This window comes from Chelativorans xinjiangensis, from assembly GCF_009812055.1.
Classification (GTDB): Bacteria; Pseudomonadota; Alphaproteobacteria; order Rhizobiales; family Rhizobiaceae; genus Chelativorans; species Chelativorans xinjiangense.
In genome coordinates this window covers 1-11,718 of the sequence record NZ_WQNH01000086.1, presented here as the reverse complement: position 1 = coordinate 11,718, position 11,718 = coordinate 1, and the positions used below count along the sequence as shown (strand labels likewise).

13 protein-coding genes are annotated in these 11,718 nt (G+C 66.7%); 4 read left to right on the top strand and 9 right to left on the bottom strand.

Features of this window, described 5'->3' with window-relative positions; all coding sequences use genetic code 11:
- Nucleotides 1-152: 152 nt before the first annotated feature.
- Nucleotides 153-1,853: a LysM peptidoglycan-binding domain-containing protein gene (locus GM910_RS26135; protein WP_159593702.1), complete on the bottom strand. Its 1,701-nt coding sequence runs from the start codon at nt 1,851-1,853 to the stop codon at nt 153-155.
- Between the two features lie 153 nt (nt 1,854-2,006).
- On the opposite strand from GM910_RS26135, the gene GM910_RS26130 reads away from it, so the two are divergent.
- Nucleotides 2,007-2,606, top strand: coding sequence for an LOG family protein (locus GM910_RS26130; RefSeq protein WP_159593700.1), 600 nt, complete (start codon nt 2,007-2,009; stop codon nt 2,604-2,606).
- Here GM910_RS26130 and rarD read toward each other — a convergent pair.
- The 6 genes from rarD to cysS all read right to left on the bottom strand — a co-directional run bounded on the left by rarD (nt 2,567) and on the right by cysS (nt 8,087).
- Nucleotides 2,567-3,514 carry an EamA family transporter RarD gene (gene rarD, locus GM910_RS26125; protein WP_159593698.1) on the bottom strand — a complete coding sequence of 316 codons (948 nt, stop codon included), beginning with the start codon at nt 3,512-3,514 and terminating at the stop codon, nt 2,567-2,569. The two genes, GM910_RS26130 and rarD, sit on opposite strands and share 40 nt — an antisense overlap.
- A gap of 3 nt (nt 3,515-3,517) precedes the next feature.
- Nucleotides 3,518-5,131, bottom strand: coding sequence for a citramalate synthase (gene cimA, locus GM910_RS26120; protein WP_159593696.1), 1,614 nt, complete (start codon nt 5,129-5,131; stop codon nt 3,518-3,520).
- 31 nt (nt 5,132-5,162) lie between these two features.
- Nucleotides 5,163-5,654, bottom strand: a complete 492-nt coding sequence (locus GM910_RS26115; RefSeq protein ID WP_159593694.1) for a GFA family protein — start codon at nt 5,652-5,654, stop codon at nt 5,163-5,165.
- Nucleotides 5,651-6,142, bottom strand: coding sequence for a GFA family protein (locus GM910_RS26110; RefSeq protein ID WP_159593692.1), 492 nt, complete (start codon nt 6,140-6,142; stop codon nt 5,651-5,653). Before GM910_RS26110 ends, GM910_RS26115 begins: the two co-directional genes overlap by 4 nt.
- Nucleotides 6,139-6,513: an endonuclease domain-containing protein gene (locus GM910_RS26105; protein ID WP_159593690.1), complete on the bottom strand. Its 375-nt coding sequence runs from the start codon at nt 6,511-6,513 to the stop codon at nt 6,139-6,141. The genes GM910_RS26110 and GM910_RS26105 overlap by 4 nt, the downstream gene beginning before the upstream one ends.
- A gap of 80 nt (nt 6,514-6,593) precedes the next feature.
- Nucleotides 6,594-8,087 (bottom strand): cysteine--tRNA ligase, encoded by a 1,494-nt coding sequence (cysS, locus tag GM910_RS26100; RefSeq protein WP_159593688.1) that lies wholly within the window; start codon nt 8,085-8,087, stop codon nt 6,594-6,596.
- A 454-nt stretch (nt 8,088-8,541) separates the two neighbouring features.
- Between cysS and GM910_RS26095 the strand changes: the two genes are divergently transcribed.
- Nucleotides 8,542-8,730, top strand: coding sequence for a hypothetical protein (locus GM910_RS26095; protein ID WP_159593686.1), 189 nt, complete (start codon nt 8,542-8,544; stop codon nt 8,728-8,730).
- On the opposite strand, the gene GM910_RS26090 is transcribed toward GM910_RS26095, so the two are convergent.
- The gene (locus GM910_RS26090) at nt 8,704-9,324 is read right to left on the bottom strand and encodes a LysE/ArgO family amino acid transporter (protein WP_159593684.1); all 621 of its coding nucleotides are present in this window, start codon (nt 9,322-9,324) and stop codon (nt 8,704-8,706) included. The genes GM910_RS26095 and GM910_RS26090 overlap by 27 nt on opposite strands.
- Nucleotides 9,325-9,622: 298 nt before the next feature.
- Nucleotides 9,623-10,366, bottom strand: a complete 744-nt coding sequence (locus GM910_RS26085; RefSeq protein ID WP_159593682.1) for an SOS response-associated peptidase — start codon at nt 10,364-10,366, stop codon at nt 9,623-9,625.
- Between the two features lie 92 nt (nt 10,367-10,458).
- Between GM910_RS26085 and GM910_RS26080 the strand changes: the two genes are divergently transcribed.
- Together GM910_RS26080 and GM910_RS26075 are read left to right on the top strand one after the other, a co-directional pair.
- On the top strand, nt 10,459-10,863 hold the full coding sequence (locus tag GM910_RS26080; protein WP_159593680.1) for an NUDIX hydrolase: 405 nt from the start codon (nt 10,459-10,461) through the stop codon (nt 10,861-10,863).
- 210 nt (nt 10,864-11,073) lie between these two features.
- Nucleotides 11,074-11,451, top strand: a complete 378-nt coding sequence (locus tag GM910_RS26075; protein ID WP_159593678.1) for a TIGR02301 family protein — start codon at nt 11,074-11,076, stop codon at nt 11,449-11,451.
- Nucleotides 11,452-11,718: the final 267 nt, after the last annotated feature.

Genomic DNA, 11,718 nt, shown 5'->3' with positions numbered 1-11,718 from the left:
TTCCTCGCGAATCGGAAAGCCTCTCAAGAATCCATCCAAACCTTCTTGGCAATAAAGAAAATACTGATATGCGATTCCCCTGCCCTCGCGGGGGAGATGTCCGGCAGGACAGAGGGGGGGCGCGAAGGGGCGCCGGCATTTCGCAGGCTACCCTACCCCTCCTCGTCCGGCGCCCTTTCCTCCGGCGAGACGGCCTGGTCGCCAATGGCGCCAAGGTCGGCTTCCTCGCCTTGTTCGGTCCTTTCGGGAAGGGCGAAGATCTGCCCCGGCCAGATGCGGTCGGGATCGCGGATCTGGTCCTGGTTGGCGAGGTAGATGGTGGTGTAGCGGATGCCGTGCCCATAGACGCGGCGGGAGATGTGCCACAGCGTGTCGCCGCGGCGGATGATGACGGCGCCGTCGACCGGTTCGAGCGGCGGCGCCATCCCGGCGGTCTCGCCGGTGCCCTGCGCCGCATCCTCTCCACCCTCCCCGGCTTCGGCCGGCCGCCGATCGCCGTCCGCGGCCGCGGGGCTGTCGGATGTGTCGTCGGCCGTTCCGGTGTCCGGCATTTCGGCCTCGGCGTCCGGCCGTGCCCTCCTGGCCGGGTCGGGCGCCACGGCGGCGATCTTTTCGCCTTCCTCCCGCTGGAAGGGGACGGCGGCGCGGGCGATCACGCTGGCGCCGTCGTCGCCGAGAACGTCGGCGCGCACGATATAGTCGCCCACCGGCAGATCGCGTTCGGTCTCGACAAGGAAGCTCCCGTCAGGATTGACTGTCGCCTGGCCGAGCAGCACGTCGTTGGCATAAACGCGCACATTGCGGCCGGGCTCGGCCCTGCCGGCCACGAACACCTGCCGCCCGTCGATCTCGACCGCCTCGATGAAGGCCGAGGCGTCGGCGGCGGCCGGCTCCTCCTGCCCGGAACGGCCGGCCTCGGCGGCCTGCGCGGATGCCTCGGCCTCAGCGGCCCGTGCCGGCGCGTCCTGCCCCTCCTGCGCGGGGGCGGACGTTCCGGTCCCTTCGTCCGTCTTGGCCTCGGCTGTCGGGGCCTCGGCTGTCGGGGCTTCGGATGCCGGGTCGGCGCGCTCTTCGGCGGGGGCTTCCTCGCCGGACCGGTCGCCGGTCGCGTCCGCCAACCGCTCTGTCGTCTCTTCGGCTTCGCCGGCGTCCTCGCCGCCGCCAAGTGCCGCGGCCTGTTCCTCGGAAGGCGCCTGCGCTTGCGCCGGTTCGCCCTCCGCTTCGGCGCCTTGCGCGGCCTCGGGCGGCGCATCGCCAGCCGGCGCATCGGCGTCCGGCGCGGTGATCAGGCGGCTCGGCTGGCCCGGCTGCTGCACCAGGGCGACGACCTCCCCGTTGCCGGCGGACGGGATGGATACGATGGCCGTCTCGGCGGAGGTGGCGGCTACTTTGTCGGAAGTCGTGGCGCGCAGCACGATGTTGTGCTCTCCCGGCGTCAGCGCCTGATCGAGCACGGCGGCAAAATCACCCGATGGCCCGGCCTCGGTCGTGGCCAGAAGCGTGGAGCCGCTGAGGACTTCCACCTCGGCGCCGGGGGCGGCCCTGCCGGCGACGACCACGGAGCCGTCGGGCTCGACGCGCAGAACGTCGAAGGAGGGAACCACCACCCTCTCCAGCTTCGGCGCGGCCGCGTCTTTCTCCGCCTCCTCGGGTGCCTCCGTGCCGGTGGAGGCCCTGTCGCCGCGCTGCGACGACGATGCCCCGGCATCCGCATCTCCAGCGTCGAGCGCGGCTGCCATTTCGCCGTCTTCTCGCGCCGCCGGATCGAATGCGCCGGCAAAATAGGCGGTGCCCACGCCGAAAACGACCATTCCGGCGAGGAAAAGCAGCACCTTGAGCGGAGTAATCGCCATCAAACCCGATCCCTTGGCCCCTATTTTGAGCGGTCTATCCTGTTTTTCCAGGGCCTACAAGGAAAAGCCCGCGGCGGCCGTCCCGACCGGGAAAACCACTCCGGAGTCATTTCCATCTTGACCCGACTCGGCCGTGCAATCACCAATGAAGGCATGAGCACGATCACATCCGTCTGCGTCTACTGCGGGTCGTCCACGGGCCGCGACGGCAGCTTCATCGAGGCCGGGCGCAAACTCGGCAACGACCTGGCGCGCGCCGGCTTGCGGCTCGTCTACGGCGCCGGCGCCACCGGCATCATGAATGCCGTCGCCACCGGCTGCCTGGAGGAGGGCGGCGCGGTGACAGGCATCATCCCGCGCTTCCTTATCAACAGGGAGGCGCCGGGGTCGTCGCTCGACAGGCTCGACGACCTTATCCTCACCGAGGACATGCACCAGCGCAAGCACCTTATGTTCGACCGTTCGGACGCCTTCGTGGCGCTGCCCGGCGGCATCGGCACGTTGGAGGAGATCGTCGAGATCATGACATGGGCGCAGCTCGGGCGGCACGAGAAGCCCATCGTCTTCGCCAATTTCGGCGGCTTCTGGGGGCCGATGCTCTCGCTCCTCTCGCACATGAAGGCGGAAGGCTTCATCCATTCCGAAGAGCGGGTGCGGCCGTTGGTCATCGACCGCGCCGAGGACATCGTGCCGGCGCTGACCCGCACCGGCGCCTATTCGGAAGGCGACCCGGCCATCATCGGCCGCCTCTGACGCAAGCGCGCCCTGAGCATCGGCCACGTGTAGATCACCAGCGCCGACCAGATGAGGGCGAAAGCGATGGCGCGCACGCCGCCAAAGGGCTCCTTGAAGGCGAAGACGGCGATGAGGAAGATCATGGTCGGCGCGATGTACTGCATGATGCCGATAGTGGAGTAGCGCAGGAGCTTGGCCCCGAAAGCGTAGAAGATGAGCGGCACCGCTGTAATCGGCCCGCAGGCCAAGAGCAGCCAGGTATCCGCCGCTCCCGCAAGGCGGAAATGCCCCTCCCCCGTCCACTCTCCCCAGGCGATGTAGCCGAGTGCCGGGATGCCGAGGATCAGCACTTCGAGGAAGAACCCCTGGCTGGGGCCGACGGGCAGCGTCTTGCGCAGGAAGCCGTAGGTGGCGAAGGAGAAGGCGAGCACCAGCGACACCCAGGGGAGCCCGCCCGCATCGACCGTCAGCACGACCACCGCCAGCGCGGCGAGCCCGACGGCGGCCATCTGCATCGCGCTCAGCTTCTCGCGCAGGAAGATCGCCGCCAGCGCGATCGAGACCAGCGGGTTGATATAGTAGCCGAGCGCGGTCTCGACGGCGCGGCCGGCGCCGACGGCCCAGACATAGACGCCCCAGTTCACGGCGATCACCGTCGCCGTCAGCGCCGCCATCGCCAGCGTGCGCGGCGAGCCGAGGGCCCGCCGGATGTCGGCCGTGCGGCGCAGCAGGAGGAGCACGACGCCGGCGATCGGCACCGACCAGACGACGCGATGCGCCACCACCTCGCTCGCCGGAATATGCGCCACCGCCTTAATGAAGAAAGGCAGCATGCCCCACAGGAGATAGGCCGAGAGGGCGAAGAGGAAGCCGCGCAGCGATTCATCGTCGCCGGCGGGCTGGGGAGCCGTGACCGTTTCAGCCATATCCTATTCGGCCGCGAGGCCGGCCCCTTCTCGGTTCTTCACCAGCTTGTAGACGATGGAATCCATCAATGCCTGGAAGGAGGCGTCGATGATGTTGTCGGAGACGCCGACCGTCCACCAGCGCGCGCCGGTGGAATCGTGCGATTCGATGAGCACGCGGGTCACCGCCTCCGTGCCGCCGTTCAAGATGCGCACCTTGTAGTCCGCCAGCCCCAGGTCGGCGATCTCGCTCTGATACTTGCCGAGGTCCTTCCTGAGCGCGATGTCGAGCGCGTTGACAGGTCCGTGACCCTCGGCGACCGAAAGCAGCGTCTCACCGTCGACGGTCACCCGCACGACGGCCTCCGATACGGTCTTCAAATTGCCCATGGCGTCGAAGCGGCGCTCGACCATGCAGCGGAAGCTGTCGACCTTGAAGAACTCCGGCACGCTGCCCAGTGTGCGCCGGGCGAGCAGTTCGAAGCTCGCATCCGCGCCCTCATAGGCATAGCCTATCGCCTCGCGCTCCTTGACGAGCGCGACGAGGGTGTCGAGGCGCGGGTCGGCCTTGTCGACCTTGACGCCGCGCCGCTTCAGTTCGGCGATGAAGTTGGACTTGCCGCCCTGGTCCGAGACCATGACGCGCCGGGTGTTGCCGACGGCTTCCGGCGGCACGTGCTCGTAGGTCTCCGGCTCCTTGAGGATGGCCGAAGCATGGATGCCGGCCTTGGTGGCGAAGGCGGAAGCGCCGACATAGGGCGCCTGGGCGTTGGGCGCACGGTTCAAAAGCTCGTCGAAGGCGTGCGAGAGGCGGGAGATGTCCTTAAGCGCCTCGCGCGAAATGCCGGTCTCGAAGCGGTCCGCATAGGCGGGCTTCAGCATGAGCGTGGGGATCAGCGTGATCAGATTGGCGTTGCCGCAGCGCTCGCCGATGCCGTTCAGCGTGCCCTGGACCTGGCGCACCCCCGCCTCCACCGCGGCCAGCGAGTTGGCGACCGCCTGGCCGGTATCGTCATGGGCGTGGATGCCGAGATGGTCGCCGGGAATGCCGGCGGCGATCACGGCTCTCACGATGTCGCGGATTTCGCCGGGCTGCGTGCCGCCGTTGGTGTCGCACAGGACCACCCAGCGGCTGCCCGCCTCGTAGGCCGCCCTGGCGCAGGCCAGCGCATAGTCCGGGTTGGCCTTGTAGCCGTCGAAGAAATGCTCGCAATCGACCATCGCCTCCTTGCCGGCGGCGCTTGCGGCCTCGACGGAGGCGCGGATCGATTCCAAGTTCTCCTCGTTCGTCGCGCCGAGCGCCAGGCGCACGTGATAGTCCCAGCTCTTGGCGACGAAGCATATGGCATCGCTCCTGGACTGCACGAGGGCGGCCAGGCCGGGGTCGTTGGAAGCCGAGACGCCGGCGCGCTTGGTCATGCCGAAGGCGACGAAAGCCGAACGGCTGGTGCGCTTTTCGGCAAAGAAGGCGGTATCGGTCGGGTTGGCGCCGGGATAGCCGCCCTCGACATAATCGACGCCGAATTGATCGAGCAGGCCGGCGATGGCGATCTTGTCCTCGACGGAAAAATCGACGCCCGGCGTCTGCTGCCCGTCGCGCAGGGTGGTGTCGAAGAGGTAGATGCGTTCTTTTTTCATGCAAGCACCGGCTGCGCGCGTTCCTTGTTCGTCAGTGTCCTTCCGGCGGCCACTGCTTGGTGTCGTGGTCCGGATGCTGATGGTTGGTGTGTCGTATCCTGTCCAGCAGTTCGGGCGGATCGGTCTCCTCGGTGGCGGTGCTCTCCAGTTCGGCGAGTTCGGCAAACCACGGCATCCGCCCCTCGCTTCCGACCTGCCGCGCCGGCTTCACGCGCTCAGGGTGATCCAGCGAGCCGAGCGCGATGCTGATGTGGCTGGTTCCCTCGGCATAGCGGAAGGTGAGCGGCGTACCGCAGTCGCGGCAGAAGCCGCGCTCCACCAGATCCGAGCTTTTGAAGATGGCGATCGTGCCGCGCGTCACCTCGAACGCCTCCATCGGCACGCCGGCGAGCGGCGCGAAATAGGAGCCGAAGGCCTTCTGGCACATGCGGCAGTGGCAGATGTGCGGGTTATGCGGCTCCTTGTGCAGCGCGTAGCGGACGGCGCCGCACTGGCAGCCGCCGGTGATCGGCCGGGCACTCATCGGCGTTCCTCCTGGGGCCATTTCTCTGTGTCGTGGTCGGGGTGCTGGTAGGAGACGAGGTCGGCGAGATAGCTCGCCGCCGGCGTGTCCTCCATGGTGTCGTGCCCCGGCAAGGTGTGAAGCGTGTCGACATAGGGCAATTTGCCCTCGATGCCCCACTGGACGACGGGCACGACCTCCTCCGGATGATCGAAGGCGCCGATGGCGAGCGCCGGCCCGTCCGGCGCTTCGAAAGTGAGCGGCGTGCCGCAGCGCGCGCAGAAGCCGCGTTTGACGTGGTTCGACGACTGGAAGCGGCTTGGCTCGCCGCGGGTCCATTGCAGCTTCGCATGGCTCACCGAGACCAGGGGCGCATAGAAGCCGCCGAAGGCCTTCTGGCACATGCGGCAGTGGCAGATGGAACCTTCGCCAACCGCGCCTTCGACGCGGAAGCGCACGGCGCCGCACTGGCAGCCGCCGGTGTAGTGGGGTTCGTTGTCAAGGCTCATGGTTGCCTCCTCCTCTGTCCTGCGGCCGTCACGATATGGCGGCAGACGTTGTCGATGTCGCGCAGGATGTCGCCGTTCCAGAAGCGCAGGATGGTCCAGCCGTCGGCTTCAAGGCGCTTCGTCCGCGCCGCATCGACACGCCTCTCTTCATGCTCGCCGTGCTGCGAACCATCGACTTCGACGATCAGTCGCTTCGTCGAGCAAGCAAAATCAACAATATATCCCGCAACCGGTACCTGGCGTCGAAAACCCAGCCCAGCCAAGCGATGGGCGCGCACTTCATTCCAGAGTTTCAACTCAGCCTCGGTCAAGGCCCGGCGCATTGATTTTGCTCGGTTGCGATTTTTCGGAGGAAGCGGCGTGTGCGGCATCAGCGACCCCCGAGGCAAGTGGGAAACGTTAGCGCCCTACGTTGCCCCCCTCTGTCCTGCCGACATGTCCGCGTGAACCCTCACCGTCTCGTCTCCCACCGCGTCCTGCGCTCACCCGTCTCCGGGTCCTTGTAGTCCATGAGTTGAACACCCCGACCCGACAATTCCTCCCGTATCCGGTCCGCCTCCGCGAAGTTCTTCTCGCGGATGAAGGCGAGGCGCTGGGCGATATCGGCTTCCACCGCGGCCGCATCGACCTCAGCACCCGCGGCCTTGCCGGAAAACCACTCCTCCTCCGTCTTTTCCAGGAGCCCAAGCAGCGCCGCACCCGCCTTCAGCCCCGCTTTCGCCCCATTGCTCCCCTTCGCCGCCTGCGCCCGCAGGTCGTGCAGGGCGGCGATGGCCTCGGTGGTGTTCAGGTCGTCGAGCAGGGGGGCGAGCGTATCGGCGCGGTTGGCGCCGGCCGCGTCGGCGCCGCCCACCGCGCGGTACCAGCCGTCGAGCACGGCTTCGGCTTCCTCCAGCTTGCGCTGGGAGAAGTCGATCGGCTCGCGGTAGTGCGTCATCAGCATGGCCAGCCGCAGCACCTCGCCCGGCCATTTGCGGCCGCCGAAGTTCTCCGTCGCCAGAAGGTCGTGGATGGTGACGAAGTTGCCCTCCGACTTCGCCATCTTCTTGCCCTCCACCTGCAGGAAACCGTTGTGCATCCAGTAATTGGCCATCGTCTCGGTGCCGTGGGCGCAGCGCGACTGGGCGATCTCGTTCTCGTGGTGCGGGAAGATGAGATCGAGCCCGCCGCCGTGGATGTCGAAGACCTCGCCGAGATAGGCGGCCGACATGGCCGAGCACTCGATATGCCAGCCGGGGCGGCCGCGGATGGCCAGCTCTTTGCCGTCGACGGAGAAGGTCGCCTCCCAGCCGGGCTCATCAGCCGACGATTCCTTCCACAGGACGAAATCGGCCGGGTTCTTCTTGTGCGCCTCCACCGCCACGCGGGCGCCGGCCTGCTGGTCTTCCAACTTGCGCTTGGAGAGGGAGCCATAGTCCGGCATGGAGGCCGTGTCGAAAAGGATTTCGCCTTTCGCTTCATAGGCATGGCCGCGGTCGATGAGGCGTTGAATCAGGTCCACCATGTCGGTCTTGCCGTCGGCGCGCGGCAGCACAAACTCCGTGGCGCGCGGCTCCACGCTGGGCGGCAGGCAGCCGAGCGCCGCCACATCCGCGTGGAACTGCCCGGCCGTCTTCTCCGTCACGCGGCGGATCGCCTCGTTGAGGGAGAGCCTGCCTGCCTCGATCTCGGCGCCGTAGTCGCGCAGCGCGCGGGCGTTGATCTTGTCGTCGACGTCGGTGATGTTGCGCACGTAGGTGACGCCATCCTCGCCGTAAAGATGGCGCAGCAGGCGGAACAGCACGTCGAAGACGATTACCGGCCGCGCATTGCCGATATGGGCGAAGTCGTAGACGGTCGGGCCGCAGACATAGACCCGCACATTGGCGGCATCGAGCGGAACGAAATCCTCCTTCCGCCGCGTCAGCGTGTTGTAGATCCGCAGCCCCTTGAACCCGTCAGGCATCTTCAATCCCCTCATCTCGCCCCGTCATCTCGCCCAATCATCTCGAACACTTGCACTTGCGCAACGCAAGCGGAACCCTCGGCCTGCTGGCCTGGGCGTTTTTCGTGTCGGGCAAGAAAAGGCGAAAACGACCGGACCAGCGGGAGGCGCTAGCCGATAATGCAAATGCCGGTGGTGGCGAACGGCGTTTTCATGGTCGTCCTTATCGCCTTCACGCCCGCCCTCGTCAAGCACGCAGATTGCCCGTGGTCCGACCCAACGGATGGTACCCATCCGTTTGGAACCATTAGACATGTGGCGCAACGGCCACACAGTGTGAAGGAACTATTAAGTTTGTTACCGCAATTTTATGAACCGGTCCCCGGCGTCGGGTGTTTAGGGCGCGAAAGACATGAATATGTCGGAATCAGTACCCACCTGCGACCGGAAGGGACGTGTAACCCAGGCAAGAACAATGGCCACAGACAAAGCCAGGCAAGAGAAAGCCGACACCGTGGAACAGATACCCGCGAAGAAGAAGCAGCTCGTCGACCAATACCGAAAGGTCGGCCCTGCCGCCATCAACGCCGCGCTTTTGTGCAAGGGCAAGCCGAAGAAGAAGGATGAGCCCAAGCGCCTATACGAAGCGCGCGAGGAGGCTTAGGCCCAACGCGGCCATCACCAGGCCGATCAGGCTGTCGAGCACGCGCCAGGCGCGTGGCCGGGCGAACACCGGCTGCAGGAGCCGGGCGCCGTAGCCAAGCCCGTAGAACCACAGGAAAGATGCCGCGACGGCGCCCGCGGCGAAGCTCGTGCGTGCCGCGCCTCGATAGGCGCCGGACAAGGACCCCACCAGAAGCACCGTGTCGAGATAGACGTGCGGGTTGAGGAAGGTGAAGGCAAGGCAGGTGGCGACCGCCGCCTTCAGCCCCTTCGCCCCGCCTTTCGCCGCATGCAGCGCATCGGGGTGCAGCGCCCGGCGAAAGGCCATGACGGCATAGGCGAAAAGGAAGACCGCGCCGCCGAGGGTGACCACCGAGATCATGACCGGCGAACGGGCCACCAGCGTGCCGAGCCCCGCCACGCCCGCCGCAATCAGCACGGCGTCGGAGAGCGAACAGATAAGGCACAGGATGAAGACGTGCTGGCGCAAGAGGCCCTGGCGCAGGATGAAGGCATTCTGCGCGCCGATGGCGATGATCAACGAACCGCCGAGGAAAAGGCCGGCCAGGAAGGGGGAATAGAGCGCGTCGTCCATGGATGGCGATTTGCCCGAGGCCGGCAGTGCTTGCAACAGGCAGAAGCGGCGAGGCATAGGGCCAGTGGGGCTCGGGAATGCCGGCGCCCCTTCGCGCCCCCCTCTGTCCTGAGCTTTGTCGAAGGGCCGGACATCTCCCCCACACGGGGGGAGATTGGCCGTCACAATGGCTTTCGCCAATCGTCAACGTTGCAGAATAGGTGCCGGAGCAAGCGGCCAGGGTAATCTCCCCCTCGTGGGGGAGATGTCCGGCAGGACACAGGAGGGCGCGAAGGGGCGCCATGTTTTTGGAAAAGCTTCAAAACAGCCGCAACTGCTCCGCCCGTTCCGCGACCTCCTCCTCAATCACCTCCGGCTCAACCCGCTCCTGCACCTCCGGCCCCGTATTGGCCACCTTGTTCACCTTGCCCGAAACCGGGGTCACCTCGAAGAACCCCTCCTCCACCGGCGCCAGCAAATCCGCCACGTCGCGCGGCTCGGAGCGCACGCAGTCGAGCCAGCGGGAAAAATGTTCCGGCCGGATGACGGCCGGCATGCGGTGGTGGATGTCGGCGAGGTCTCGGCTGGCCGCCGTGGTCAGGATGGCGCCGGTGTCGATCTCGCTGCCGCCGGGCTCCGAATAGGTCTCCATCAGCCCGGCGAAGGCGATGAGGCCGCCGGAGCGCGGGCGCACCCAATAGGCCTGCGCGCGCCCCTTGCCGCCGCGCCGCCATTCGTAGAAACCCGATGCCGGCAGCAGGGCGCGGCGATGCCGCATGGCGGCGCGGAAGGCCGCCTTCCCGGCCGCCGTCTCCGAGCGGGCGTTGATGAGAAGCGGCATATCCTTCGGGTTCTTGGCCCAGGAGGGAATGAAGCCCCAGCGCACGAGCAGCGCCCGCCGGTCCGGCAGGTTGGAGCCTTGCGGGCGCGCCGCGCCGCCGACGACCATCAGGACCGGCTGCGTGGGGGCGATATTGTAGCGCGGCGGGAAGTCCTCGACGTCGACGCCGAAGAGCGCCTCCACACCCTCCGGCCTGTCCGTCAGCGCAAAGCGTCCGCACATTTTTTATCCTGCCTCCAAGGCCATTGGTCCGGGACGGCGTTGCCACGCCGGGGGCTGCGGGTAAGGTAAGGTCATGCGCGGAGGATGCAACGATGGCCGGTGAGGATATCCACGCCGTTTCAGTGGCGGCCATGCGGGACGGCCGCTTTCTGCTGGTCCGGCGCGGGGGCGCGCCCTCGCGCGGGCTGTTCGCCTTTCCCGGCGGGCGCGTGGAGGCCGGCGAGAGCGACGAGGAAACGGCGCGGCGCGAACTGCGCGAGGAAACGGGGCTCATAGCGGGCGAAATCGCCCCCCTATGCGAAATGACGATCGACGGTGACGGCGGGCGGCGATACCGGCTCAAGGTCTACCGCGTGCTCCAGGCAAGCGGGACGCCCGTTGCCGGCGACGACGCCGACCATATAGGCTGGTACACGGTCGAGGAGATGCGCGACCTGCCGATCACCGCGAGCACGCTGGCTGTCGCCAAGGATATGGCCGCCGACGCCGGGAAATAGCCGGGGGTTCTGAGTCCTTGATGGTACCCCCATCCTGAGCTTGTCGAAGGGGGAGGGGGACGATGGAGGGCTCGGCCTGCCTCCCTCCCCCTTGAGGGGAGGGATTGAGGGTGGGGGTTCCGGCGAAGCCGGCAAAGATAACCTTATGCGATTGCCTTGGAGCAATAGCATGCGTCTTGCGCTCTTCCGCTTTCCCGGCGACAAAAGGACATGAGACCGTCGTCGAAGCCGTTCGCTGCAGCCACGCTTTTCCTCGCCGCCGTCCTCGCCGCGCCGGCGTCGGCCGTCGAGGCGCCCTACGACCGTCAGCTCATGCGGCTTGCCGAGGTGCTGGGCTCGATCCACTATCTGCGCCGCATGTGCGGCGAGGAAGACGGGGGCTGGCGCACGCAGATGGAGGCGCTGCTCAAGTCGGAAGCGCCGTCCGAAGAGCGCCGGGCCAAGCTGGTGGCAAGCTTCAACCACGGCTACCGCTCCTTCGCCGCGATCTATTCGACCTGCACCGAATCGGCGGTGCAGGCAATCGAGCGCTACATGAGCGAGGGCGAGGCGCTGACGAGCGAGATGGTGCTGCGCTACGGCAATTAGACGACGGCGCCCTTCGCGCCCCCCTTCTGTTAGATGCCGGCGCCCCTTCGCGCGCCCCTCTGTCCTGCCGGACATCTCCCCCACACGGGGGGAGATTACCCTGGCCGCTTGCTCCGGCGATTATTCTGCAACGTCGGCGATTGGCGAAACCTTCCACGACAGCCAATCTCCCCCCTCGTGGGCAGGGCTATCGCATATGAGTAAAGAGCTCATGGAAGAAGTCTCTATTCCAGTTTGCGCGGCGCATTTTACTGGCGATTGGCTTGT